Consider the following 25,954-nt stretch of genomic DNA (forward strand, 5'->3'; position numbering starts at 1 on the left):
TAGGCAAGCTGCGGGGATACCTTACAGCAGTCTGCCTTTTCCACTCCATTTTTGCGTTTTCTTTAATTCCCAAAAGGGAGCCAAATGGGAACAAAGAAAATCCATTCATATTTAATCGTGCGGAAAGGCCATGAAAAGACGCCTTTTCCAGTCCCTGCACCTGCCCATTTTGTTCACCGTATTGCTGCGGCAGGCTGTTGGCCCGTACACCGATGCCCACAAGATCAAAAAAAGGCGGTATCATAGAAAATGATAGATGCTTTTTTCTTTGAAGTTCCAAAAGAATAACCAGAAAAATACTTTAGTTATGGATTCCGCTGATGGGAACAGTGGAGAAAAGGGCCGTCTTTTTACCGTGCTGTGGAGATGAAACAATCACATACTATAACAGAGCCAAAGAAAAGCGTATCCCGCTCCATTGCGCCGTACAAGCGTTTCCTTTGGCGGCAAAGCCGCCAAAGGAAACGCGCCGCCGGGTCAAGGGGGCGCTGCCCCCTTGCGGAGTGCAGAGGCAGCGCCTCTGCCGGGGTTCGAGGGGCAGCGCCCCTCGGCAGGGCCTAGGGCAGGAACCCCGGCATGCTCCGGGCAGCGCCCCGGAGTAAGCAGGATTACTTGGACTCCCCGCTTTCGCGCTGGGAAGCGTAAAGGAACTTGTCGTCTATGTTCAGCACCGGAAGGAACTGCCCGGCCAGCGCGTACAGCCGATAGGCCCCGACGATCTCGTTCCCGCGTGCCGTGGCTTCCTCCGTGGCGGAATTGAAGAGCTCGTTCTCGGCGTCCAGCACATCAAGCAGGCTGCGCTGCCCAAGGTTGAACTGCGCCAGATAGGCATCCCGCGTCTGCGTATTGTAAACGACCGCTTCCTGATAATACTTTCGCTGATCGATGGCGGCCATGTAACGCGTCCATGTGTCCGCGATTTCAAGATTCAAATCATCAAAGAAGTTATAGGCGGTCTGACGCGCCTGACGGACGCGCGACTCGGCGGCTTCCGTCTCGGCCTTATCCGCACCGCTGTTGAACAGGTTCCAGCGCATGGTCGCCATGACGTCGAAACTCGACGTCCAGTTGCTCCCCCTGCCGCCGCGATCCGAATAGTTCGGCCCAACCTCAAGGTTGATCTTCGGATGGTAGGCCGACTGTGCGAGCTCCTTCTCGCCGCGTGCCGCCCGGATATCCGCAAGGTACGCCTTCAGCTTGGGGTTCCCCTCCTCAGCCGCCTTCATCACCTCGTCGGGGCCGGCAAACATCCCTTCGGGGACATACACTTCCGCAAGCGACGTGGGCACGGGCTTCCCGGTCAGCCGGATATAGGAGGCTTCGGCTTCGCGCAGTGAAGCCTCGGCGTCCGTCAGGGTGGACATGGCGCGGGAAAGGCGGCCTTCCGTCTGGGTCAGGTCAGCCGTCGTGGATGCCCCAAGGCTCAGGCGATCCCGCTGCGAAGCGAGGATCTCCTTATGCCGCGCCACATTCTCCTGTGCGAGGCGCAGGATTTCGCGCCGCCTCAGGTAGTCCACATGGGCAATGAGCCCGTCCAGGCCGAACGAGGTGGCATTGTCGAACACACGGTATTCCATCGACTCAACGGTGGCTTCCCCGGTGCGTACACGGCTGCGGGTGGCGAAGCCGTCCCACAGGGGCTGGGTCAGGGTAAGGCCCACGCCGCTCGCCGCGTACATCCCCTTATCCGAACCGTACGAGCGTGTGGTATCGTCGCTCAGGCGGCTGGCCCCGTAGCGGCCGGTCGCGTCCACGCTCGGCCCCCATCCGGCTTTCGCCCGGCGCAGTTCATAGCGGGTCACATCCAGATTTTCCTGAATGACCTTGAGCCCACGGTGGTGGGCGATGGTTTCGGCCACGGTTTCCCGGACGGAGACGGCGCCTTCCTGTACGGGCGCGGAAGCCGCGGCTGCGTTGGAGGCGGGAGCGGCCGGGGCGTTCGCCGTTCCGCCAAGGCACAGCACCGCCGTCATAAGAATCATCACAAAGGTTTTACCGTACATATGTTGTTCCTCCAGAGGGCAGCTTACCCTCCTGCGTGGCGTTCACCCACGCGCTCGCTCGGGACATCCCCCAAGCGTTTTCCTAAAAAGCCGCGCCGCGCACAGGCGGATCGGCGTTTCCCTCGACAGGCGCCCTCCCCTTTCAAAAAAGGAAAGGCTTATTGCGCCACCCTCCCATCCGCTTTCGGCAGGTCGGCGGCGACCCTGTTCCTGCCCGCTTCCTTGGCGTTATAGAGAAAGGCGTCGGACACCTGCACCGCCCGCCGTATTTCCGCACGGCATTTCCGCGTTCCGGCGCAATCGGCAGCGACGGTTCCCGTCACCCCGAGGCTGATCGTCACCCGGATCTCCTCCCCTCCTGCGAGGATCGGCTTTCCCGCGATGCTCTTGCGCAGCCGTTCCGCAACCAATACCGCCCGGATCACATCCGTATCATGCAGCATGACGAGGAATTCATCCCCGCCATACCGGCAGCAGATATCCTCACCCCTGAGGCAGCCCAGAAAGCGCCGCGCCACCGCGCGCAGCACCTCATCCCCCGCCTCATGGCCGTGCAGGTCATTGACCTTCTTGAAATGATCGATATCCGCCATGATGAAGGAAACGCTTTGCCGCCTGAGGCTTGCGCGGGCAAAGCCCTTTTCCGCCAAAACCCAAAAGCCGCGCCGGTTCGGGAGGCCCGTCAGCATGTCGGTCAGGGACAGGTTCCTGTATTTGTCGATGAGCCTTCTGTTTTCCTGCAGCGTATTGCCGATGAGCTCGAAGTACGTCCCGATGGCCCCCAAGCGGGGAAGTTCCGGCGTGTCGCCCTCCGCAAGCTCCTTGATGCCCCACTCGACCGCCTTGAGCCTGTCCATGATGTCCTTCAAATACATGGCCATGCAGCCGCAATTTTTGAAATGGACATCCAGCCCGCCGTGCGCGATGGATTGCGCGGCCCGGCGCAGTTCGTAAATCTGGAGGCAGAGCTCCCGGATTTCCTTATCCTGTTCGGGTATTTCGTCGACGATGCGGGCTGTGCATCCGCTGTCGTTCACGATCCGCGAAATGATCCCAAGGAGCTTAGGCAGAGGCAGGCTTGAGCGCATCTTTCCCCTCTGCGGGTTGTGCCTGCCGTGCGCGCCAGTGGGCATAACGCTCCATCAGGAAAGCGATATGCCTTGGCAGCAGGGTGTTTTTATTGTGTTTCCCCAAAACGGCCTTCCGTGCGTTCCGGCGTATGGGGCTCAGCCCGGCCCGTTTTTCGAGCAGCAGGGTTATGAGCATGGCCCAGTTCATCCTGCGCCCGGAGGGGTACAGGAAACCGTTCAGGCCGTCGCTGAGGACTTCGCGGACGGCCCCGGTGTCGGGCGCGAGCACAACGCACCCGCAGCTCATGGCCTCCAAGAGTTCGGAGGGCAGCATAAAGGAAATGTCTTTACAGAGATGCAGCGACGAGACGCGCAGCAGGTCGCGGTAGGCGTTTGGGGGGAGGAAGTCCAGCAGGTGGATCCGCCCCCTCATGCCGGGGGGAAACGCCGCCATGCCCTCCCGGAGGCTGTCGAGGCGGACTTCCCTGCCCGTGCTGATAAGGGCCACATGGCAGTCAGGGCGCGCCGAGAGCAGGGACGGCAGCCCGCACCAGAAACCGCCCTCCCGCAGCCGGGCGGCATCCCGCACGGAAAGGGTCACGATCTCCTGCCGTTCCTCTTCCACAACAGCACAAAAAAGGAACGCATCATGTCCCAGCCATGTACAGGAACCGGGACTGTGTTCTTTCTGCACAATAAATTCACACATGGCTTGTGGATTCTCTTAAACAGTATTTTCCAAAAAGGGACACACTTTCTACATCAATGCCGCGTCCCTTTTCCATAATATGAAGCCTTCCAAGAGAAGGTGGGCTAGGGAGTCTGCCCGCCGTATCCCTGAGCCCTATGGAAAAAACAAAACGCCCCGTGCCGAGACATGATTTCGGTACGGGGCATCCTTATGGCGATCACCGTAAGACAGATGGCTCAGAAAAATCAGAGAGAGAGAGAGAGAGAGAGAGAGAGAGAGAGAGAGAGAGAACATAAAAAAATCCTGCTATATCAATATGTTACTTATATTTTAAAAAAGACGCAACACGCCTTTCTACATACAAGTTCCAATACCAGCAGGAACAATGCAGCCAAATACCAGTATGGCTGACAGACGTCAGCTATGCATTTTCTTCACATTAAGTCAAGAGGAAAGTTTAGATGAGATATTAACTTTTGACACAATTCCTTATAACCATACTAAATTAAATATTAAAAACTTTGTTTTACATCTCTACCTATCTCCCTACCCCACAATTATTGCCAATACTCTCCAATAAGACTCGCTAGTATCTTATACCTTTTAAAAACGGTTCAAGTCCGTCCAGAAAAATTTTTTGAATCTTTCAAAGAAATGGGTAGATAGAGGGGTACCAAAGACAAAATATGAAAACTTTATGTTTTTATTTCATATAGTTACTAACATTAAAAAGTTCACATGTATAAGGCCACGAAAAATCAGGGACAAAGCACCTACGCGGGCGGACTGACCAAGGTGGTTATCGGCGCTCTGGCACTCGGCCTGGGAGAACTCCTCGGTTCCGGTTCCGCTACGCTGTTCGGAAGCGACCAGACTTCCGGCATGGGCGAATTGGGCCTGTAAGCGTGAGGCGATGAGGCATGAATATTTTCAAAAAACAAAAAGACGCCCCGGAGTCTCAGGAACAGGCTCAAAGCGTGAGGGAAGCTCATGCCTCGTCGCCCGCCCCGGATGCCGCCGCCATTGGGGGACTGAACTGGTACAGGGCGCAGTTCCGCCGGGCCATGAAACTGGCTCTCGCTCTGACCGTGGCCTTGTGCGCCAGTCTGGATGTTGCCGCCATCCTGCTCCTGCACCAGCCGAAGCCGCAATACTTCGCGACCACGCCGGACTTACGGCTTGCGCCTATGGTGCCGCTCGACCAGCCGCTGCTTACCCAGAGCGGGCTGCTGACGTGGGTGTCGGACGCCATTACCGGGGCCATGTCGCTCAACTTCCTTGAGTGGCGGGAAAAACTGGAAAGCATCAGACCTCACTTCGATGACGCGGCCTACAAGTCCTTTCTCGCTTCTCTCCAAAGCTCCGGCGTGCTGGACATGATTCGGGGCAAGCGGCTTTCCGCTTCCGCCGTGGCCACACGCACGCCGGTCATCATCGCTTCCGGTCTGGTCGGCGGCAAGGCCACATGGAAAGTCGAGTTCCCCCTGATTGTTTCCTACGAGTCCAGCCAGGGCGTGGAAAGCACGCAAAAACTCCTTGCCACAGTCCTTGTTTGCCGCGCGTCCACGGCAAAGACGCCGCGCGGCGTGGTCATTCAGCAAGTCGTACTCAAGAGGGATGCGTAATGCTTGATATACTTGTCAACGGCGTGGATCGCGGCATCCGCGCTCTCTCGGAAGCATTCGCCGGGCCGGTTCACAGTTACTGTCGTCTTGAAACCGTGGATAACGGCGTACTGGTGGCCGATGACGGGAGCCTCATCAGCCTTCTTCATCTGGAAGGTTCGCTGAAGCATGTGGGGGTAGAGGAATACACGGCCATCGTCTCCGGCCTGACGGAAAAGCTCCAGGCCACGCTTTCCAAACCGGGGCACGCCCTTCAGGTGGTCTTTGAATACGACCCGGAAAGCAGCGGGGAACGGATTGCCGAGCTTCTTGAGCCGTCGCGCCTGACGGCGCACAACCTCGGCCTGCATATCGGCCCGCTGCTGGAGGATTGGGGCCATGCGCTGCAACGCTACTGCGCCCTTGAAAAATGCTGGATTGTACTGTGGACGCGGCCTGCCGTGTTGCCTGACACCCTGCGGAAAACGGCTCTGAAGGAGCGCGACGCGGCCATGTCCAAAGTACCGACGCTCGCGGGCTGCCAGCAGATTGCCCGTGCCGTCGCCGCGCTGCATGACGCGCATAACGGTTTTCTGACTGGTGTGCTGGACGCCTTCCGGCAGGCGGATTTGCTGGCCTGGCCGCTCTCGGCGCATGAGGCCCTGCGGGACATCCGCCTGTGCATCGCGCCGGAGTTCACCAGCAGGGCATGGCAGGCGCTTGTGCCCGGCGATCCTCTGCCGCTCCGTTTGCCTGACTCCGGTACGGGCAAAAGAGAGGAATTGCATAACGTCATATACCCGGACTTCAGAACGCAGCTCTGGCCGCGCGAGGGAAACATGGTGTCGCGGAGCGCAATCCGAATAGGTGAGCGCATCTATGGGCCGCTGATTATGACGCTCATGCCGCAGACGCCCAAACCCTTCCAGGACTTTTTCCGCGTTCTGGCGCGACGGGACGAGCGTTTGCCGTACCGCATGTCCTTCCTGCTGGAAGACGGCGGCCTGAACATGGGTCTCAAGCCGTTGCTGGCAGCGATTCTGGCCTTCACAAACGCGGACAACAAACGCTTCAACAACGCCGTGGAAGCATTGCGCGCACTGGATTTGGAAGGCGTCTGCTGCGTGAAATTCCGCATCTGCCTCTGCACCTGGGCCTGTATGCGGGAAAATGAACAGGAGGCCCATCTACTGCTCAGGCGGCGTGTCGCGGAACTCTCCAAAGCCGTACAAGGTTGGGGCACTACGGATGTTTCCGAAGCTCTGGGCGACCCGCTGCTCGGCGTTACCGCGACACTGCCCGGCCTGATGCCGACCTGTCCGGCCCCGGTCACAGCCGCGCCGCTTCAGGAGGCCATCGGCATGTGGCCGTTGCGTTCGGCTTCGCCGTGGAAAGAAGGAAGTCTCCTCTTCCGCACTCAGGACGGCAAAATCATGCCGTTCGCGCCCAATTCCTCCGAACAGGCCGCGTGGATTGATCTGGGGGTAGCTCCGATGGGAGGCGGTAAATCGGTCTTCCTCAACGCCTTCAATTTTGCCTTTGTCACACAGGCCGGACTGTCCCGTCTGCCCTGGCTGTCCATCGTGGACGTGGGGCCGTCTTCCTCCGGCCTTATCACGCTCCTGAAAGAAAACCTGCCCGAAGGGAAAAAACACCTTGCCGCCTATCACCGGCTGAGGATGACGCCGGACTATGCCGTCAATCCCTTTGACACGCCGTTGGGGTGCCGCAAGCCCCTGCCCTCGCACAAGGCGTTTCTGGTCAACCTGCTGTCGCTGCTGGCCACGCCGCTGGATGTCACGGCTCCGGCGGACGGCGTGCCGGGTCTGATAGGCCGGGCCATTGACCTTGCCTACGAGGAACTCTCCGACGGCAATCATCCCCGGCTCTATCAACCCAATGTGTTGCCGGAATTGCATGACCTCATTGTCCATGAAGGCATCAGCCGCGACGCTTCCACCTCCTGGTGGGAAGTGGTCGATGGGCTTTTTGAGCGGGGGTATGTGCATGAGGCATTGCAGGCGCAGAGATACGCCGTGCCGCTGCTGGCCGATGTGGGGGCGCAGATTCGGCAGAACAAGGGCATCCAGAACACCTATGAGGAACACACCATCAACAATGTCTGGCGCTCATTACTGGACGCCATTGAAGCGTATGTCATTCTGAAGGAACCTACCCGGTTCGATTTGGGCGACGCGCAGATCGTCAGTCTCGACCTGGACGAAGTGGCTCCGCGCGGAGGAGCCACGGCGGACAGGCAGTCGGCGGTCATGTATATGCTGGCACGGCATGTTCTCGGCTCCCGGTTCTTTCTCATGCCCGCCGATGTGCAGCTTATGCCCGAATACTATCAGGACTACCATGCCGGACGCATTGAGGCCATCCGGGAAGACCCCAAAAGATTGTGCTACGAAAACTCCCATCGCAAAATTTTCACGTCTATTTTATTTTTATTATCCTGAAAAAATTGAATATATTTTTGACATGGACTTTCATGGATTTTTTAGGACATGTGGACACCCCGGATTATTCGGGGTAACAATCGGGGTAAATTATTCTTGAAACGGAGGATTACCCCATATGCCCCTGACCGACACCACCCTACGAAATGCGAAGCCGGGAGAAAAACAAATCAAGTTATTTGACGGACATGGACTATTTCTGCTGATTGCTCCCAGCGGAACGAAAGCATGGCGGCTCAAATACAGCTTTCAGGGAAAGGAAAAGCTGATTTCTCTGGGACTGTACCCGACCGTATCCCTTAAGGAAGCGCGGGAACGCGCCGCGACAGCCCGAAAGGACATTGCCAACGGCATTGACCCTTCCGAAAAGCGGAAACTTGAAAAAGCGGCCTGTCAAAACAGCTTTGAGGCCGTTGCCCTTGAATGGTACGAGCAGAACAAAGACAAATGGAGTGCAAACTATGCCACAAGCATTATACATCGAATGGAGCGCAACCTTTTCCCACAGATTGGCTCAAAGCCCGTCCATCTTGTATCCGCCCCCGAACTTCTGGCCCTTTTACGAAAAATTGAGGCAAGGGGAGCCAAAGACATACCCCATATCGTGCGCTCCATCTGCTCAAGTGTGTTCCGCTACGCCATTGCCACAGGACGGGCGGAACGCGATCCGGCGGCTGACCTCAAGGGGGCACTGGCCCCGCGCGTCAGAAGGAACCTTCCCTCGCAGACAACGCCCGAAGCCGTGGGGCATCTGATGATTGCCATCGACAACTATCCCGGCACCTTTGTTGTCAGGAGCGCCCTCCAGCTTATGGCTCTGACCTTTTGCCGGACAGGAGAACTGAGAAACGCCGAGTGGCGGGAAATCGACTTTGAGGACGGACTGTGGCGAATCCCCGCCGAACGGATGAAGATGTCGCGCGATCATCTTATCCCTCTCAGCAGGCAGTCCGTCGCCATCTTGAGGAAATTGCAGGCGTATTCAGGCAAGGATGTTTATGTCTTCCCCAACTACAAGACGGAAAAAAGGAGCATGAGCAAAAGCGCTCTGCTTGGAGCAATCCGCAGGCTTGGCTTTGAAAATGATGAGATGTGTCCGCATGGATTCAGGTCTATGGCTTCCACTATGCTCAACGAACTTGGATATAATGGAGACTGGATAGAGAGACAGCTTGCCCATGTTCCGCGCAATATCATTCGTGGAATATACAACAGGGCGGAATACCTGCCCGAACGCCGAAAGATGATGCAAGAGTGGGCCGACTTTTTAGACGAATTACGAAGAAAAACCAGAGAACAACAGTCGCTTGACTGTCCATAAGGAGTAACCATGTTCCCGGAAAACAGCAATGAACATTTTCTGCGTCTGCCGCAGGTTTTAACAATTATCCCCATCAGCAAAAGCGCGTGGTGGCAGGGTTGCAAAGACGGACGTTACCCCAAGCCCATAAAACTGGGGCCGCGCACAACCGTCTGGCGGTCAGCGGACATTTTTGCCCTTGTCAGGCGTCTTTCCGGCCAAAACGGAGCAGAGCATACAACCGAAGCACATAACTAAAATACCCCGTCCAATCCTTTTCCGCAAGGCGGCGCGACCAGGGCTTGACCCCTGTCCGCGCCGCTTTCCTTTTGCCCCACGCCATGCCCGAATTTTCAGATTGCCCTTTCCGTGCGTTACTGCGCGGCGGGGGTGTGTCTTTTCACTCCTCACGGCATGAAATTAATCTGGGTGGAGACGCATACCCAAAGCGGGGACACAGTGCCTACATGGCAATCCGTATGAAAAAATGCCCTGCCGGAAAGCGCCGGGAGTTTTTCTTTACAGGATGGTAGCTGTCTGACAACAGCTACTCTCCTGCCAAAGGCTGCGCCTCTGGACTCCGACAAGTGTTCGGCGCTTCGCTTCTCACACTTCAAAAAGGCAACGGGACAGACAATGCCAAGGAAACATCAGGTAAGAGAGACAAGCGGAAACTTCGAGTTTTTTTACGAGTGATGGGCATCTCGCCAGGCATCCGCATTTCGGGAAGCAGTAACGAAATCCCAGACACGCCCGGCCCGCAAACGGAAAACATCGACATTGACGCCATTATTCCCCATAAAGAAGAACTTCAAAATTTCCTTTTGGAAATTGAGATAAGAAAAACTGTATGTGTAATATTATAACTCATCGAAATTTTTTATTTTTTGCAATTTAAAAAAGTGACTGTCATTAATATAACGTATCAATGGTGTTGATTCTGGTATCATTTTGTGTAAAGTGGAATTCACCGACATCGGTAATTTTTTTAAAAAATCAAAATCAATTTCTATATCATGTCGTTTGGTATTTTCTGATAATACATTAACTCGTGTTATCTGAAGCAAAGAGGGAGAAAATTCTTGCGGCAATGATTTTCTTGATCGATATACACCAATAGCGTATAAAGTTTTAGGTATATCTTTTTGGATAATTTGTATTTTGTCCGTGCCTTCATAATATGAGTCAAAAGTCGCGGTGCCACTTTTTTCCCATATTTTTTGATAATTTGAATCTAATGTTATCATAATTATCATGTATGCATCCCTCTAAAATGGTCTATCTCTTTGATTTAGTAAATTATTTTTATATTAACATTTTAAATATTCCTTCAAAGTCATCATATGAGTTAAAGTAAAATGAATCCATAAATGGAAAATTTATTTTATAGTCCCCATCATTAGCCTTTCGCCATATTCCTCGCTGGATTTTATTGAATATGATATTATCAGGGTAAAACCACCCTCCCTGCTCATTATTCAATAAAACTATACCAAAATGTATACTGTTTTCCTCTAAAGCATAAATTAGCGTGTCAAGAATATTACCATTTGCTCCATAAAATTTTTTATCTGTTCTACTTACTTTAATTATTAATATAATACCATCTTTAATAAATAAACTTCCATTATATCCTTTTAATTTTTTCGGAATTGCGTGTGTTATATTTATAAATTCCATAACTTCATTCTGAATCATAAAATACTCCTTTATTTGGCGATATTAAATTATGTTAATATAGCTTTTATAAACTAACTTAACTAGACGTTTTGTCAATTTCATGCTGCTTCCTCGTAATATAAGTTTGAAGATCAACTTCATTCAATTGCTCGATATAAGCAAGCTTTTCTTCACATTCTACAAAATCTGGATCCCCAGAAGCACAAAGTCTTTCTCTTGCCGTTGAGACAATATCCGAGTAGTAGATATCAAGCATTTTTCCAAAAGCTTCATCTAATATACCTGCATATTCGATTTTTTGTTGTGCGCTTAGTGCATTTTTTTCAAATTCCTTCGAAATATAAGCAAGAGCACTCTGTACTATGTTATCTCTGGAGACACCACATTCTTTTGCAAGTTTTGTAAATGTTTCTTTCGCGTCTTTGCTAATGGCATAGCTCATCCTGTTTCCTTCCGTTGGATCGGAAAAAACTGGCAACATACCTTTTGAATAGGCTTGCATGGCAATTGCCGCAAGTGAATCCAAAAAATTTCGAATTGTCAGGTTAGACGTTTTGGCAAGCTGACGGAGAAAATCCTCCCATTGGGGGGAAAGTCTGAAAATCGTCTTGCCGACTATTTGTTTTTTGGCACCAAGTGTAACGAGCACTTTTTTATTGATTGTACCCGCGCATGTCGGTTTTACTGTTTGTTCTCTCATGGAACCTCCCGATGGCTAGACTATCGCCTAAATCATTGTAGAGGTCAATATTATGGTGAGGGATTTTTTTGAAATAAGGATTCTTTTTTTGACTTCATGAATGCGCTCACCGTTTTCCCTGTCTTTGGGCTTCCCGGGGTTCAAAGGGGCATGGCCCCTTGCCAGCCGTGAGGCTATACGTACGGCGTATAGACGAAACGTAGGCTGGCCCTCGGAGACAAGGCCGGACGAATAAACAGGCATCTGTGCGAAAGCATGTACGCATGATGCGGGTATCGGGAATGCGGCAGGTGTGTATCCGGCGTGTCGCTGGTGGGCATGACGACAGTGCCGGGCAAGCATCCGGCATATAAGGAGACGGTATACGGCGAATGCCTGAACGCTATGCGCAAACCGTGTAGTCAGTATCCGACGCAAGGCAAGGTCGGCATAACGCGCATGACGGCACGGACATCTGAACTCCGGGCGAGAGGCCACGCCGTATGTATCGGGGAAACTCTGTGGAGCATACGCCGAGACAGATTTGCACGTATCGTGTCCGCCGTGTCGATATGTGGGGAAACTGCGGGAGGCGGGAAACGCTTTTTTGTGCCTTTGTCTTTGTGCTTCCGACCTGCGAGTTTCCTTTGACCGAGCCCCCGCCGGAGGCTTCCTCGTCCGTCGCCCGCGAGTATATAAGGCCGTAAGCCAGGGCATGAACGTCAAGGCCCGCGAAGCGGCCCGGCAGGGCTTGGCCTTGACGGAATGCCCGCTTCCGGCACCCATGCGGGTGTGACGGACGAAGAGCCGGGGATTTCCCTCCTCTCTCCCGCGCAAGGAAATATGGCATAACGTGATGTTCCCACTATGGACATATATGATTTGCCATTTCCCATGCGGATGGGTATTCTTGGCTTAACAGCGGCGGGGAAACGCCACCAGGCAGAAGTCCGCCGTCTTCATTGGAACAGCCCTCTACCCCGTTCCCGCGCTGTTTCGTCCATCTCCTTCTTTTTCCTGATTATCCAGAGACATCTCACCCCGTCAGATGAAATCCCCGAAGTTTCGGGGTATCTGACGGGGTAAAATTTTTTTCAAAATATTTTTATTCTATTTTTTTCAGTAAGATAAATCACAAAAACGCCTGAGCTACGACGAGGCTCACCGTGTAACCAACAACGTCTCGGTGGCGGGCCAGCTTCAGGCCGACATGACCACAATGGCCCGTGAAAGCCGCAAGTGGAACCTGTCCATCGGGCTGTATACACAGTCCATTGACGACATTCCCAAAATCATCACCGACGAACTGGCTACCACGGTCGTCATCCTCGGTTCCGGCACAGAAAAAAGCATCGACAATCTCTCGGAACGCTTCGGCCTGAACGGGGCCTGCCGTCATGCGCTCTCACGGTTGGGCAAGCCCGGCAAGGCCGGTTCCAATCTCATTGCCCTGTTCAGGACAGGTTCGGGCATGTCACAGCTTGTCCTCAGTCTGACCATAGGCCCTCAATCCCTGTGGGCCTTTTCCACCACCACGGAAGACGTGGCTATCCGCAACAATCTCTATCAGCGCCTGGGGCCGTCCGAAACCCTGCGGCGGCTGGCCGCTCGTTTTCCGGGCGGTTCGGCCAAGGCCGAAGTAGAACGCCGCAGGCGCAATGTCGAAGACTAGAGCCACGCCAATGAGGAAGTCGTCAATAAATTTTTGCCCAAAAGGAGAAAGTTCCGCCAGATAGGAACAACACAACGCCCGTCCAGATGAACAGAAACACAACCGGCGTGAAGTTTGAAATTCGGGCCGCCATTCGTTCGACCGATGAGACGTAGGGAATCCCCTTTGGAACAGACTTGCCGCCGTACGGTAAGCCTTGAGGTGAGGATTCGAGCATCAGAGAGCCATCAAAAGACGTCTTATTTGTTAACTTATTTTATAGTGAAAACGGGCGTATACTGGCATTGGACGCTGGGGACGGAGAAACCTACGGTCTGCGCGTGCTCCAGACGGTCAACGGTAAAACCGGCCTTCGTGTCCAATACGTGAAAAATCATATCATCAATGGAGCGCGTACCGTTAACGTCACCTTTGATACCCTTGCGGAAGCCTTTGGGCATATGGAGGCATATAGGCAGCTCACGGTTCCGCAGGCCAAAGCCGCCGCTCAGACGGTCTCACCCTCCGGCGGCGTGCCCGGCTTTGTGATTTCAAGTCCGCGCATAAAATGAACGGCGCGAGTCACTCACTACTCAACATGTTAAAAACATATGGAGTTTTTATATCCGGCTTTATGTCTTCAAGCACAGTCTTGATACTCTGCAAGGCCGGTTCCACCGCCTCGTTTCATCTGTATACCTTGCAATGACGGTCTTCCATCCCTGACATTGATGCCTAACGGCAGGCACTCCAACTATGTGGGAATTGACGATCTACTGGGTACTGACATTTTTAAGCTGGCCTTTGTGGATGGTCGATATTCCCGCTTTTCTTTCTATCTAGAGGTGTGCAACACTTCAAAAACGTTTACAATACCGAAGGAGGTTGGTTAGTACGCTGTACAGACTTCACCGTCCCTATGGGGCGAACCGCGAGAGAGGATTGCTTATGGCTATAAGGCCGTCTAATATGACTTTTGGACAATAGGAAATATTGTATTGCTAATATCCAACTTACGCCGGAGTCAATTCAAAGATTCAATGATGAAACAGACCGATACGCTCATACGATATGGTACAGCCAACGTAATATATAAAAATGTTATTGAAACAGCGGCATGGTCAAAACGAGCCTTCTGGCTTCGCCGTTCTTGACCATGCTGCTGCTTTCGGCAATGCTCTTTTATAGGCTATGGGTATCAACGACTCCGCCGGGATTGCCGGAGAAGCCTGACCACTTGATCTTAAAGATTGCCCAAGGCTTTTTATTTATCTATTCAATAGGGGGTAGGGCAGAGACCACTCACGAGGCAATACCATGAACAACAAAGAAAAATCTATCGACGGCTTTCAGAAAAAAATGCTGGAAATCCCTATAGCTCTTTCCAGCGTGGAGCTACCGGATTTTTTCCACTTTATCGACAATGCCCGGTTTGCCATCAACTTCGTCGATAAAAATGGGGTCATTGTCTATGCCAATCAGGAGGCTCGAGAATCCCGGATCATTCCCCCTGAGTTTGTGGGACGCAGCCTTTATGACTTGAAGAAATTTGGCATAATACTGAATCCGGCGGCCATCAAGGTCATCGAATCCTGTAAGGTGAATATTGGGGAAGTCACCCAGTACAGCGGCCGTACGTTCATGTCCATCACCGTACCTGTCATCGACGACAGAAAACAGCTCGAAGGTGTCATCGCCCTGACATGTGACATCGCCGACGTCTATAACTTCATTATCGCCTCATCATCGTGGACGCGTCATATTCAGGCTCCGCAGAGCTCCACCTCGGAGATGTTTCCCGATTCCAACGTCGTCACCGCAACTTCTCCAGAAATGTTGCATATTCTGAAGATGGCGGACAAAATCGCGCAGACAAGTGCTCCGGTACTCATTCTTGGGGAATCCGGCACGGGCAAAGAAGTACTCGCCAAGCGAATCCACAGCAAAAGTAACCGCAACAAAAAAAGATTGCTCGCAATCAACTGTGGCGCCATTCCGCCAGCCCTCATGGAATCGGAACTTTTCGGCTATGAAAAGGGAGCCTTTACAGGTGCATGGCGAAACACGCCCGGCCTGTTTGAAGAGGTCGACGACGGCACACTCTTTCTTGATGAAATAGGAGATCTTGATCTCCAGCTTCAGGTCAAGCTGCTGCGCGTTCTCCAAGAAGGCAAGCTTAGACGCGTCGGTGGACGAAAAGATATCGACTGTCATGTCCGTATCATCGCGGCGACCAACAAGGACCTGCCTGTCCTCGTCAGGCAGGGGCTTTTCCGTTCCGATCTCTTCTATAGACTTAGCGTCTTTACCCTGTCCATTCCTCCACTAAGAAACCGCCGGCAGGATCTCATGGAATTTATCCCCTTCTTTCTGGAGAAATATAACAAGGCCTATGGGTTCTCCCGTTATCTGACCGGCGATGCGTGGGCCCACCTTCTCGCATATGACTGGCCTGGGAACGTGCGTGAACTCAGCAACACATTGGAAAGGCTGGTCGTTCTTGCCGAAACAAACGAGATAACCTCTGAAGATGTCACCAGGTACCTTCAGTGTGGAGTTCAGAAGCATGACCTTCACCTCCCCTTAGAGGAAACCAAGGAAATGACGCTTCCCGAAGCCACGGAAATTCTGGAAAGAAAAATGCTCACCGACGCCCGGGCAAAATATGGAACATACCGAGCTATGGCCAACCATTTGGGCATCGACTTCTCCACCATTGCAAGAAAGATGCGCAAGTATGGCATAGAATAATAACCAGTAAACGCAAATAGAATGGTTACAGCCACATCCGGCCAGACTCGCTTTTTTTGAAAAAATCCAGCGACATATATTCCTCCATATTTGTTCTACAGGGCACATGGCCTCCACAAAAAACTCCTGAAGACAACCCTGCGGCTGTCTTCTTGCAGCAACGTGCGCTTTTTTTTGCAGCCCATCGGGGAAAATGGCATTTTGCCACACATTAAAGGAGCCGTTTGTCCCCAAAAAAACAAACGATCTATTATATTATTTTTTACAATAATAACTATATGTTATCATTTTTCTTCGTCCAAGCGCTGCATGTTTTTTCTCCCATCTTCCCACAAGAATGCAGCGATGATCGGGCATGATCCCTGCTGATCCGTACTGAATTTTACGTTTTTGTTGCAATTTAACAACACTATCGTGTTGTTTTTACCACAAACAATTATACTCTTAAAAATTCTAAAAAGAATTCAACATACTATATTCATGGCATAAATATAGCATTCTTGAAGGACATCCATCAAAAAAATCCCTTCAGGAGGATACCATGAATACGTCATTGACTTCCGTCAGCTACAGCCCCCAGGAACAAGCCATTGCCACCGGCAGTTGTGTCGGAAAGAACAACCCCCCTTCGTACCATGCCCGCTTTCAGAAAATATTCAGGCGCTGCTTTGAAAATATGGTTCCCTATGTCGATGTGAACCGCGCAAAATATTTTACTGAATCCATGAAGGAAACAGAGGGGCTGCCTCTTGTTCTGCGTTATGCCCTTGCTATGAAGCATCTCGCGGAAAAGCTTCCTGTCTATATTGAGGAAGACCAACTTCTCGTTGGCCGCGTCGGTACCGACAAGGGGCGTTACGGTTTGCTGTATCCTGAAATCATAGGCGACATCATGGGTGAAGGACTGGAAGCCGCCCAAAACAACCTAAGCGCTCCCCTGCACGTCGACGTCGAAGACCTCCGCTTCGTCAAGGAAAAAATCGTGCCGTACTGGAAGGACAAGGCGTTCCATAAAAAACTCATCCAATCCATCCCCAACGAGTTCAGAAAATTCACCTATGCCACGCCTGACGGCAGCGTGCCCAGACCCTATGTCGGGGAACAGGCATCCATGAACGGCTGCCTTCAGTGGGTACCAGACTACGATAAAATCATCCGTAAGGGCGCAGCCGCCATACGCAAAGAGGCGGAAGAACGCTTGGCCCATCTGGACAGAAACAACGCAAAGGATCTGTGGGAAAAGGAATTTTTCCTCAAGGCCATGGTGACCATCTGCAACGCTCTTGTGATATGGGCGAACAGGCATGCGGAAGCCGCCCGCCGTCTGGCCGCCACGGAATCCGACCCCATCCGCCGTCTCGAACTGGAGAATATTGCGGAAAACTGCATGAGAGTACCAGAGTTTCCGGCCGAAACGTTCCATCAGGCCATGCAGTCCATGTGGTTTGTGCAAAGCATGGTCAGGCTTGAACGCTGCGTAGGCTTCATGCTCGGCAACGGCCGCATGGACCAGTACCTCTACCCTTACTACAAGGCCGACATAGAATCTGGCCGTCTGGACGACGAAAAGGTGCTGGAACTTCTGGACTGCTTGTGGCTTCAGGAGGCGCAGTTCCTCAATCTGCCCATTTCCGCGCAGTCCGCCACGCAGCATGAAGGGTACGCTCACTGGGAAGCGGCGACCGTGGGCGGACAAACCAGCGACGGCCAGGACGCGACCAACGAACTAAGCTACCTCATTCTCCGTTCCCGCAGGGAATGCCCCCTTCAGCAACCCGACCTTGCGGTCCGAATCCATGCCCGTTCGCCTGAAGCCTTCCTCTGGGCCGTGGCGGAAACGGTCAAGGTGGGACAGGGGTTCCCAAAACTGTACAACGACGAGGAAATCATCCCTCTTCATCTGGCTAAGGGAGCACCGTTGCTCGATATTATGGACTACTGCGCTTCCGGTTGCACGGAAATCCGTATGCCCAACGTGGATTCCTACACAAGCCCCTGCACACAGACCAACTGCACGGCTGCAGTGGAAACTACGCTGTTCAACGGCCGCCTGAAGAGCTATGGAGAAGATTTGTTCTCCATGGAAACAGGTGATCCCTGCACGTTCCGCACATGGGAGGAGTTTTGGGACGCATTCAAGAGGCAGATTCAGTTCATGATGCGCTATGCCCTTTTCCTCCAATATCAAATTCAGGAGCAACGTGGTCAGACTTATGCCGCGCCCATGGAAGACGCGCTTCACGACAAGGCATTCGCGTCCTGCATGGATCTGGATACGCCTCGCAACATTCCCGGTACGCTCGACTTGGGTTTTGTGGAATGCATAGGCTTCGCCACAGCAGTGGACTCTCTGGCGGCCATTAAGCAGTTTGTATTTGACGACAAGGTGTTCACCATGCGCGAACTGCTGGATGCGCTGGAATGCAACTTTGAAGGCAAGGAGCATGTCCGCCGCGTTCTTCGTTCCGGCCACTGCTACGGCAACAACGACCCTTATGCCGACAACATAGGACGTGACATCGAGGCTGCCTGCCAAGAAATTCTTTCTCAGAACTTCAAGAATACCGGCGTCCATCTCGATTTGCGCATGGTGAGCATCACGGCCAACATTCCCTTTGGGCGAATACTGGGGGCATCTCCCAATGGCCGACTCGCAGGCATGCCGGTATCCGACGGCTCCTCTGCCTCGCAAGGCATGGACGTCAACGGGCCTACTGCGGTTCTTTTGTCCAACTTCCACAGCAAGAACTGGGCTTCCACATCGCGCGCGGCGAGACTGCTCAACATCAAATTTACCCCCGGAGCTGTGGCGGGCGACGAAGGAACCCGCCGTCTCATAAGCTTCTTCCGGGCGTTCTGCGACCTCAAGCTCTGGCATGTGCAGTTCAATGTCATCAACCAGAAGACCCTGATTGACGCGCAGAAAAACCCGAAGAAATACCGCAACCTTATGGTTCGCGTGGCGGGTTACAGCGCCTACTTTGTGGAGCTCTCCACCGCGTTACAGAACGACATCATTTCCCGTAATGCGCATAACGACTTCGGAGCCGCGTGATGACCGACGAAAAGACGAGCGGAACCATCTTCAATATACAGAAGTTTTCCGTCCATGACGGCGAGGGGATACGGACGCTCGTCTTTTTCAAAGGGTGTCCCCTCCGTTGCCGCTGGTGCAGCAATCCTGAGTCCCAGAACGGCTTTCAGGAGCTTTCCTACTCCGAACAGGACTGCCTGCACTGCGGCACCTGCGAAAAAATGTGCACCAAGGGGGCCATCCGTTTCACAAATGGCTCCCCTGTGGTGGATCGGAAGATATGCCGTCCGGAATCGGCATGCCTCTGTACGCGAGCCTGCCCAGGTGGAAGTTTAGGGGTCTACGGCAAAACCGTTACCGCAGGAGAAGTCCTCCGCCGGATTCTTGAGGATCAGGTATTCTACGTGCGTTCTGGAGGAGGCATGACTCTTGGCGGAGGCGAGCCCTTGCACCAACCAGCATTCGCCCTCGCTATTCTCCGCCTGGCCAGACAAGCGAGAGTGCACACCAACATTGAAACCTGCGGCCACGTCTCCACCGAAGCCATGCTGTCCGCGGCCAGCCTCCTCGACTCCATGTTCATTGACATAAAAAGTATGAACACGGAAAAGCATAAGGTATGGACCGGCGTCGGCAACAAACACATTCTGGAAAACTTCATTCGGGTACGGGAAAGCTTTCCCTGCCTGCCCGTGACCATACGCACCCCGGTCATTCCCGGATTCAACGACAACGCCAGCGATATTGAGGAGATCGCCCGTTTCGTCAGCCGTTTCAACAACGTGCGCTATGAGCTTCTGCCCTATCATAGATATGGGGAACAAAAATACGGCATGCTCGGACGCAGTCCCGGCATGGGCGAGGCCACCCTGTCAGACGGCGCTTTTCGTGAACTCTGCGACAGAGCTAAAAAAATTCACGCATAACATCAATAATCCTCCGAAAGGGAAAACCATGTATGTGGCAGCTTTCAACGGCAGCCCAAGAAAAGGCGGCAACACCTTCATGTTGTTGCGCCGCTGTCTGAATATTTTGGAAAAGGAAGGTATGGAAACCAGACTCATTCAGGTAGGCGGAAGCAGCATTCACGGTTGCCGAGCCTGCCAGATGTGCAGAAAGAACAATCTAGAGCGTTGTGTCTTCAATGACGACACTCAATGAATGGCTGGAAGAAATGAAAAAAGCCGATGGCATTCTCCTCGGTTCCCCGACCTACTTCTGGTCCGTCACTCCAGAAATGAAAGCCCTCATCGACCGGGCTGGATTCATCGCCAGGGGCGCTCTGCGCCGCGGTGGAGCACGCTGCCTGTTCAGCGGCAAGGTCGGTGCGGCCCTTTCAGCCTATTATCGCTCTGGCTCCGTTCATAGCATTCAGACCATGCAGGCCTTTTTCCTTACCACGGGAATGATCGTGCCCGGCAGCGTGTACTGGCCTCATGCCATGGATGCCTCCAACGGTACGCTGCCCCACGGGGCAGAGCAGGACGCCGACGGTCTGCACTACGTGGATGAGCTCGGCAACGCTCTAGTCCGCCTTCTGAAAATGCTCCATAGCTAAAGCTAAAGGAAACTGCGATGACTAAAAACCTTTCCTATGCGCTTCACAGTGCCGTCGTGTTGGCCTTTATGTTTCTTTTCCAGTTCCTGCCTCCCGTAGCCCCGCTGACTCACGTCAGCATGCAGGTCATCGGCGTATTCATCGGCGTCATTTACGGGTGGGTCAATGTCGGTCTGGCATGGCCCTCGTTGCTGGGCGTGGTGGCCCTGGGCTGCACGGACTACATGCCCATGACCACCGTACTGCAAACGGCCTTCGGCTCGCAAACCCTGGTCATGATACTCTCCCTGCTGCTCCTTGCCGCCTTCGTTCAACAGGCCGATCTCACGGGAGTCATTCTCGACTGGCTGCTGGGCATGGAAAGCGCCAGAGGCAAGCCCTTTCTCCTCCTGTTCTATTTTCTGATTGCCGGGTTCCTCGCCGCGCTCCTTTCACAGAGTATCGCTGTTTTTGTCATCTTTCTCGAACTGTTCAAGGATCTCGCGAAAAAAACGGGAATAAAGCCATACTCCTCCGCCGTTCCCGCCTTTTTCGTCGGCATGGGCTTCTCCCTAGCCTTCGGCGACTCCGCTCTTCCCTTCAAGGGCAGCGGTATCGTGGCCATAGGCGCCTACCAAGCTATCACCGGCACGGAAATGAACCTGGTCCACTTCGTCCTGTTCTGCATGCCGCTAAGTGTGTTAACTATTGCCGCTTATGTGCTGTTCTGCAAATACTGCATGCGGGTTGATCTCTCTCCGCTTAAAAACTACGTCCATGTTAAGGAAAACATGTCGCTTTCATTGAGAAAGAAAGTCGCACTCATCGGCGTAATCGGTACGCTTCTCCTCCTGCTGCTGCCAGGCGTCGTTCCGCAGTCCTCCTCCCTGTACAAGATATTCGGCATGTTGGGGCTTGGCGGTCTTTCTCTGCTGTTGCTCGCCGTTTTGTTTATAGTCCGGGTAGAAGGCGAGCCGCTCATAGACGTGGGCAAAATCGCACCGTTCTTTCCTTGGAACGTGTTTTTCATTCTGGTGGTACTGTTCCCGCTCGCCAATGCAATTTCCTCCGATGTCGTCGGCCTCAACGCCATCATTTCTTCCGGCGTGTCCGCGCTGCTGAACAATATGCCTACTGCCCTCATCATGGCTACAGTTATCTTCCTCGCCGCCTACATCACCAATTTCGCCAACAACATGATCATCTGCGCACTTTTCGTGACCATTGTCTGCTTCATCCGGGACAGTCTTCCTATCCATCCCGAAATTCTGTCCTACCTTGTAGTGCTGAGTTCCAGCCTCTCCATGTTCTTTCCCGCCGCAAACCCCATCAACGCCATCATCTTCGGACAAAGGGACTATGTATCCTTCCGACAGGAATTCACGCACGGCTTTATCTGCTGCTCGTTCCTGTGCTGCGTGCTTTTGGTTTTCGGCTATGTCTGGAGCAAGGTCGTTTTCTAACCCCGTAATTTGCCTAACCCACCAATAACAAGGAACTATCATGAAAATCTTTGACTTTCGTCTGCGCCCTCCCTACAAAAGCTTTACCAGGCTGGGCATCTATTCCCCGGCGTGCAATGAAACGGCCCCTCAGAAGCATCATGGCATTCCCAGCCGCGCCGCCGGAGAAAAATCCATGGAACTGTTCTGGAAGGAACTAGCTGCGGCCGGCATCAGAAAAGGTGTGGCCATAGGCCGCCAAATACCAGACGACACAGCCTCCGTCTCCAACGACGACGTACACGCCCTTGCCGTGGAATATCCCGACAAGATCATCCCCTTCGGCAGTCTCGATGTATCCCGGGGCATAGCGGCGGCCATGGACGAGCTTGAGCGTTGCATCACGCTGGGTTTTAAGGGCATTGCCATGGAACCAGCCAACTGCATGCCTCCAAGGTATGCCGATTCCAACACGCTCTACCCCATCTATGCCCGCTGCGAAAAGGCTCGCATTCCCGTTGTGCTCACCATGAGCTTCTTCCAAGGAAATCTTGACTATTCCGATCCCACTGCCGTCCAGCGCGTGGCAAACGACTTTCCCGGACTTCAGATTGTGCTGGCCCACGGTTGCTACCCATGGATTCCCCACGTATTCAATGTCTGCTTGGTATGCCCTAACGTCTGGCTGCTCCCGGACTTGTATATGCTGAATCCAGACACCCCCGGCAACAGCATGTATGGAGAGGCCATGCGCTGGCTGGATGGAGAAAGGATATTGTTCGGTTCCGCCTACCCCTGCTACAACATGGAGCAAGCTGTCCGAGACGTAGAGCGTTTTGGCTTCTCAGAAGAACACAAGAAAAAATTTTTCCACGGCAATGCGGAAAAACTGCTAGGGGCCGATCTAGTGAACGTATAGCCCAAACAGACAAAGAAAAGCCCGCTGTGGCTTACAGGGCAGCCTGAATGCCGTGGCTCATTTTCGGCCTGATGTTGTAATAACACTGGCGGTCAATCCTTCTGACCAGCGCCAATGCCTTGCCGAATTCACAGCATTCCGCGAAGAGATATTTGCTTTCTGGGAGAAAAGCACTCTTCTGCCGACGCCACGCTTATGGTTCTGGAAATCTGGGGCACGGTACAGATGGATGCAGCCGCACAGATCTTTGTCGCCATACTCCTAATTCAGCCACTCCGTGATGGAACATATTTTACTATAACATAACCCCACTAGAATTATTGTTATCCATTTCCTTCCCCTGTAAAGGTGCACGATGTTTTGCCCCATTCAAAGGGCATAACTCTATAACCTTTTATAATAGGGGAACGGCAATATGCTGAATTACAAAACAATGACGGCAAAAGAAGCGATCCGAACAGCCAAGGAGGAAAGCGGCCTTACTGCTGAACAAATTGCTCAACGCCTTGGTGTATCAATTTCCCTCATCCGGCGTTACCTTAAAGAAGATGATAATTATTTTCCAAGTCTGAAGATGTTGCCGCGCTTATGTATTGCTCTAGGCAATTCATTACTACTGGATTGGGCAACGGCCCAAATCAAACAGGATGCGGATGAAAAGAGAGAAAAAATGCTTGTATCTCTAACAAAAATTATAAATATATTGGAAGAAACACGATTTCTTATCGTAAAACAAAAAACGCTCACCTACTGGGAGGAAGAAATCATACAGAACACCATGGATGAGGTAGATATAGAATGTTACAAAATAAGAAAGCTTTTGCCGCAGGGAAAATGCTGTTGTGGTAAAAAGAAAAAATTCTGGTGCCCGCTGTGGAAGTTATGGCAAAGCTATTTTTATAGAAATCGAACAAAATAAGGCGATGGCTTATACCTATTTTCTATCTGTGAACTTTATAAGATTTGCTTAGGTCGTGTCGTCAATTAGATATAATATCTTGAAATTTTTTAACCATTTTTAAGTCACAAAAAAATTATTTTACATAATTTCAACTTATTATATAAAATGACGACACAACCCAACAAAAAATCATTATCTAGTTTTTTTAGGCTGTGTTATAAAAAATGGTTGATGCTTTTTCCTTGAAACTCCAAAGGGATAACCGGAAAAATGCCTTAGCCGTGGATCCCGCCAAGGGGAAAACTGGAAAAAAGCTGTATTTTTCACCGCACTGTGGAGATGAAACAACCACATACTATACCAGAGCTTTTTTTAAACAAAAGACTGGAGAGCCGTTGCTTCTCCAGTCTTTATATATTTTTATTTATACCATTATAATATTCCACAAATGCAGTGCCTTGTCGATAGCTCCTTTAGGAGAAAGATCAGGGTCCGCACCGATAAACCAACATGCCGCAGTAAGGATATACTCCTCCTTTTGAGTATCTTCAAAGTGATACTGTTTAATCATTTCAGCGAGTTGACGTGCATCGCCCACAGCATCCTCAAGGGAGAGAGATGGATACCTACAGGCAATTTCGCAAGCTCCTATCATGAGTTTTTTTGAAATGTTCTCCATTTTTTCTCCTTACCTTTTAGAATAGATAAAGAGAATATCATACCATGAAGCATCATTGCCACCGTGTTTTTTATGTATATAAAAAATATCATGGCAAAGAGCCGCTTGTGAGCTATTATAAAGCCTACCCTCCCATAAATGCAATAATATAAACTAGTTAGTTATGCTATTTGAATAGCAATAGCATATATTGATAGTGATCACAAAAAATTTTGGTTCCCCTCAATGAGAGGACGGATACATACCTCATTTTTTAGATAAAACCATATGAAATATTTAATCTACTGCTATTTTCACCGATATAAAAACAGGTATTCCAGCCCATGAAGCAAGGTAACACCCCCTTGACTATTCGCCGAACCAGCTTGGGCTCCTATGCGCACTCCATTCTCAAAAACTGTGCAACCCAATCCTCGCTTTTATCCAGTTCTTCTCCCGGCACACGGCTTTCGTCCAGCAAAAATGCCGATGTTGGGGATGATAATACTTCAACCTCTCCGGCATGGGACAAAGCCGCCACTTTCTGAGGCGATTTTCATACCTTGCCCCCATTGTATACAACAATGGGAAATACCGGCGGCAATCCTTCTTTTTCACGTACATTTTCCGTCTTGACGAGATCAAGCAGAAGCAGGGTCGTATAGGACAGCGTTCTCAGGGCCATCCAGTGGTCGGGCGTGCTCTGGAACTCCAGAAGCAACGCCACATAACACCAGGAACCCTTTTACAGCCGAAACGCCAGACAATATCATCATGACGTTCCCGAAGGTCATCCGTCACATAACTATTCTATTTTCAATAATATATTAATTCAATAGATTAAATATTAAGAATAGCCCTTTCATACACTTTTTAAGGTGCTTTGAAAGGGCTATTTCTCGACATTATTGAAAACTCCCCAATTTCAAAGGTTCTCTTGTTTACGATCTTGTTGAAAATGAATTTTTCAATTTATATAATCTTGCCAATACCCCTCGAAAATCCATCATGCCACAGCTTATATCCAAATACTGATTTTGCAGATGTTATAGCTATGAAAAGTCTTCCTATGCGACAATGGCAAATCGTCATGCTGATGATCCAGAGTAAACGCCCAAAAGACATTGCCCGCATATTATCTATTCAGCGCACAACAGTTTATAGACATCAGGTGACTGTCAGAAAATTATATGGTGTGCATGGAAGTATCAAACTCATGGGGGTAATAGTTTCAGAGTTGGCTACAAGCATATCTGAATTTACGCTCACATCACGAGGAAAAGAGAGCTTTGAGCTTGCTTTGGATGGCAAAATGATTTCTGAAATATCAAAACTACTCTGCATAAGTTTCAGCGGCGTACTGCGCCACAGAGAGAAAATACTAGAAGAAAACGCTTGCCACAGTATGAATAAACTTATAGCAAAATATTATGGCCTTTTCTCCGACTCATCCTCTCTGACGACATCTTACAGGGAAAAGTGATATGCTCACGGAAAGACAGACTGTTATCGTAACAACACCGGAAGAACTGCTGCCACTCATCACTGAGGCCGCTCGTGCCGCAAAGTATA

General features: G+C 51.6%; 26 protein-coding genes. 18 read left to right on the top strand and 8 right to left on the bottom strand.

Translation table 11 applies throughout. The features are described 5' to 3' along the window. Positions 1 to 130: 130 nt before the first annotated feature. Positions 131 to 253, top strand: coding sequence for a hypothetical protein (locus AC6I1V_RS17080; RefSeq protein WP_479859782.1), 123 nt, complete (start codon positions 131 to 133; stop codon positions 251 to 253). Between the two features lie 355 nt (positions 254 to 608). Here the strand turns inward: AC6I1V_RS17080 and AC6I1V_RS17085 are convergent, their stop codons facing one another. From AC6I1V_RS17085 to AC6I1V_RS17095, 3 genes are all read right to left on the bottom strand, one after another. Next, positions 609 to 2,003, bottom strand: a complete 1,395-nt coding sequence (locus AC6I1V_RS17085) for a TolC family outer membrane protein (RefSeq protein WP_486854271.1) — start codon at positions 2,001 to 2,003, stop codon at positions 609 to 611. A gap of 158 nt (positions 2,004 to 2,161) precedes the next feature. Continuing rightward, complete coding sequence (locus AC6I1V_RS17090; RefSeq protein WP_486854272.1) at positions 2,162 to 3,136, bottom strand: GGDEF domain-containing protein; 975 nt, start codon at positions 3,134 to 3,136, stop codon at positions 2,162 to 2,164. Next, positions 3,066 to 3,674, bottom strand: a complete 609-nt coding sequence (locus AC6I1V_RS17095) for a glycosyltransferase (protein ID WP_486854273.1) — start codon at positions 3,672 to 3,674, stop codon at positions 3,066 to 3,068. Before AC6I1V_RS17095 ends, AC6I1V_RS17090 begins: the two co-directional genes overlap by 71 nt. Positions 3,675 to 4,502: 828 nt before the next feature. Here AC6I1V_RS17095 and AC6I1V_RS17100 point away from each other — a divergent pair. The 6 genes from AC6I1V_RS17100 (at position 4,503) to AC6I1V_RS17125 (ending at position 9,996) form a co-directional block, all read left to right on the top strand. After that, positions 4,503 to 4,667: a hypothetical protein gene (locus tag AC6I1V_RS17100; RefSeq protein ID WP_300909611.1), complete on the top strand. Its 165-nt coding sequence runs from the start codon at positions 4,503 to 4,505 to the stop codon at positions 4,665 to 4,667. Between the two features lie 17 nt (positions 4,668 to 4,684). Further along, on the top strand, positions 4,685 to 5,389 hold the full coding sequence (locus tag AC6I1V_RS17105; RefSeq protein ID WP_497737271.1) for a DotI/IcmL/TraM family protein: 705 nt from the start codon (positions 4,685 to 4,687) through the stop codon (positions 5,387 to 5,389). Next, positions 5,389 to 7,830, top strand: a complete 2,442-nt coding sequence (locus AC6I1V_RS17110) for a putative type IV secretion/conjugal transfer ATPase (RefSeq protein ID WP_497737272.1) — start codon at positions 5,389 to 5,391, stop codon at positions 7,828 to 7,830. Before AC6I1V_RS17105 ends, AC6I1V_RS17110 begins: the two co-directional genes overlap by 1 nt. Positions 7,831 to 7,948: 118 nt before the next feature. Beyond that, positions 7,949 to 9,151, top strand: a complete 1,203-nt coding sequence (locus AC6I1V_RS17115) for a tyrosine-type recombinase/integrase (protein WP_279060915.1) — start codon at positions 7,949 to 7,951, stop codon at positions 9,149 to 9,151. A 9-nt stretch (positions 9,152 to 9,160) separates the two neighbouring features. Continuing rightward, a complete protein-coding gene (locus AC6I1V_RS17120) occupies positions 9,161 to 9,388 on the top strand; it encodes a helix-turn-helix transcriptional regulator (protein ID WP_279060913.1) in 228 nt (75 codons plus the stop codon). A gap of 329 nt (positions 9,389 to 9,717) precedes the next feature. Continuing rightward, the gene (locus tag AC6I1V_RS17125; RefSeq protein WP_497737118.1) at positions 9,718 to 9,996 is read left to right on the top strand and encodes a hypothetical protein; all 279 of its coding nucleotides are present in this window, start codon (positions 9,718 to 9,720) and stop codon (positions 9,994 to 9,996) included. Here the strand turns inward: AC6I1V_RS17125 and AC6I1V_RS17130 are convergent. Genes AC6I1V_RS17130 through AC6I1V_RS17140 form a run of 3 tightly spaced genes read right to left on the bottom strand, consistent with a single transcriptional unit; the run spans position 9,991 to position 11,510 of the window. Beyond that, the gene (locus AC6I1V_RS17130; RefSeq protein WP_483986451.1) at positions 9,991 to 10,386 is read right to left on the bottom strand and encodes a hypothetical protein; all 396 of its coding nucleotides are present in this window, start codon (positions 10,384 to 10,386) and stop codon (positions 9,991 to 9,993) included. The two genes, AC6I1V_RS17125 and AC6I1V_RS17130, sit on opposite strands and share 6 nt — an antisense overlap. Before the next feature lie 49 nt (positions 10,387 to 10,435). Then, positions 10,436 to 10,828 (bottom strand): hypothetical protein, encoded by a 393-nt coding sequence (locus tag AC6I1V_RS17135; protein WP_483986450.1) that lies wholly within the window; start codon positions 10,826 to 10,828, stop codon positions 10,436 to 10,438. 58 nt (positions 10,829 to 10,886) lie between these two features. After that, positions 10,887 to 11,510 carry a hypothetical protein gene (locus tag AC6I1V_RS17140; protein WP_279060906.1) on the bottom strand — a complete coding sequence of 208 codons (624 nt, stop codon included), beginning with the start codon at positions 11,508 to 11,510 and terminating at the stop codon, positions 10,887 to 10,889. 1,165 nt (positions 11,511 to 12,675) lie between these two features. Between AC6I1V_RS17140 and AC6I1V_RS17145 the strand changes: the two genes are divergently transcribed. The 10 genes from AC6I1V_RS17145 to AC6I1V_RS17190 all read left to right on the top strand — a co-directional run bounded on the left by AC6I1V_RS17145 (position 12,676) and on the right by AC6I1V_RS17190 (position 23,742). Then, positions 12,676 to 13,161, top strand: a complete 486-nt coding sequence (locus tag AC6I1V_RS17145) for a hypothetical protein (RefSeq protein WP_497737273.1) — start codon at positions 12,676 to 12,678, stop codon at positions 13,159 to 13,161. A gap of 284 nt (positions 13,162 to 13,445) precedes the next feature. Further along, positions 13,446 to 13,712 (top strand): hypothetical protein, encoded by a 267-nt coding sequence (locus AC6I1V_RS17150; RefSeq protein WP_497737274.1) that lies wholly within the window; start codon positions 13,446 to 13,448, stop codon positions 13,710 to 13,712. A 745-nt stretch (positions 13,713 to 14,457) separates the two neighbouring features. Continuing rightward, complete coding sequence (locus AC6I1V_RS17155; RefSeq protein ID WP_302553614.1) at positions 14,458 to 15,891, top strand: sigma-54 interaction domain-containing protein; 1,434 nt, start codon at positions 14,458 to 14,460, stop codon at positions 15,889 to 15,891. Positions 15,892 to 16,432: 541 nt separating this feature from the next. After that, the gene (gene hpsG / locus AC6I1V_RS17160; RefSeq protein WP_497737275.1) at positions 16,433 to 18,946 is read left to right on the top strand and encodes a (2S)-3-sulfopropanediol dehydratase; all 2,514 of its coding nucleotides are present in this window, start codon (positions 16,433 to 16,435) and stop codon (positions 18,944 to 18,946) included. Continuing rightward, a complete protein-coding gene (locus AC6I1V_RS17165; RefSeq protein WP_497737276.1) occupies positions 18,946 to 19,851 on the top strand; it encodes a glycyl-radical enzyme activating protein in 906 nt (301 codons plus the stop codon). Before hpsG ends, AC6I1V_RS17165 begins: the two co-directional genes overlap by 1 nt. Positions 19,852 to 19,930: 79 nt before the next feature. Further along, on the top strand, positions 19,931 to 20,086 hold the full coding sequence (locus AC6I1V_RS17170) for a hypothetical protein (protein WP_497737335.1): 156 nt from the start codon (positions 19,931 to 19,933) through the stop codon (positions 20,084 to 20,086). Continuing rightward, positions 20,070 to 20,483: a flavodoxin family protein gene (locus AC6I1V_RS17175; protein WP_497737277.1), complete on the top strand. Its 414-nt coding sequence runs from the start codon at positions 20,070 to 20,072 to the stop codon at positions 20,481 to 20,483. Before AC6I1V_RS17170 ends, AC6I1V_RS17175 begins: the two co-directional genes overlap by 17 nt. A 17-nt stretch (positions 20,484 to 20,500) precedes the next feature. Then, positions 20,501 to 21,925: an SLC13 family permease gene (locus AC6I1V_RS17180; RefSeq protein ID WP_497737278.1), complete on the top strand. Its 1,425-nt coding sequence runs from the start codon at positions 20,501 to 20,503 to the stop codon at positions 21,923 to 21,925. Positions 21,926 to 21,965: 40 nt separating this feature from the next. After that, positions 21,966 to 22,823, top strand: coding sequence for an amidohydrolase family protein (locus tag AC6I1V_RS17185; RefSeq protein WP_302553620.1), 858 nt, complete (start codon positions 21,966 to 21,968; stop codon positions 22,821 to 22,823). A 415-nt stretch (positions 22,824 to 23,238) separates the two neighbouring features. After that, positions 23,239 to 23,742, top strand: coding sequence for a helix-turn-helix domain-containing protein (locus AC6I1V_RS17190; protein WP_497737279.1), 504 nt, complete (start codon positions 23,239 to 23,241; stop codon positions 23,740 to 23,742). A gap of 406 nt (positions 23,743 to 24,148) precedes the next feature. On the opposite strand, the gene AC6I1V_RS17195 is transcribed toward AC6I1V_RS17190, so the two are convergent. Next, entirely contained in the window at positions 24,149 to 24,403 is a 255-nt protein-coding gene (locus AC6I1V_RS17195; RefSeq protein WP_497737280.1) for a hypothetical protein, read from the bottom strand. Between the two features lie 535 nt (positions 24,404 to 24,938). After that, positions 24,939 to 25,109 carry an Rpn family recombination-promoting nuclease/putative transposase gene (locus tag AC6I1V_RS17200; protein ID WP_486854274.1) on the bottom strand — a complete coding sequence of 57 codons (171 nt, stop codon included), beginning with the start codon at positions 25,107 to 25,109 and terminating at the stop codon, positions 24,939 to 24,941. 231 nt (positions 25,110 to 25,340) lie between these two features. Between AC6I1V_RS17200 and AC6I1V_RS17205 the strand changes: the two genes are divergently transcribed. Next, a complete protein-coding gene (locus AC6I1V_RS17205; protein WP_486854275.1) occupies positions 25,341 to 25,865 on the top strand; it encodes a helix-turn-helix transcriptional regulator in 525 nt (174 codons plus the stop codon). Positions 25,866 to 25,954 lie beyond the last annotated feature (89 nt).

Source organism: Bilophila sp. T19-St14 (genome assembly GCF_059728385.1).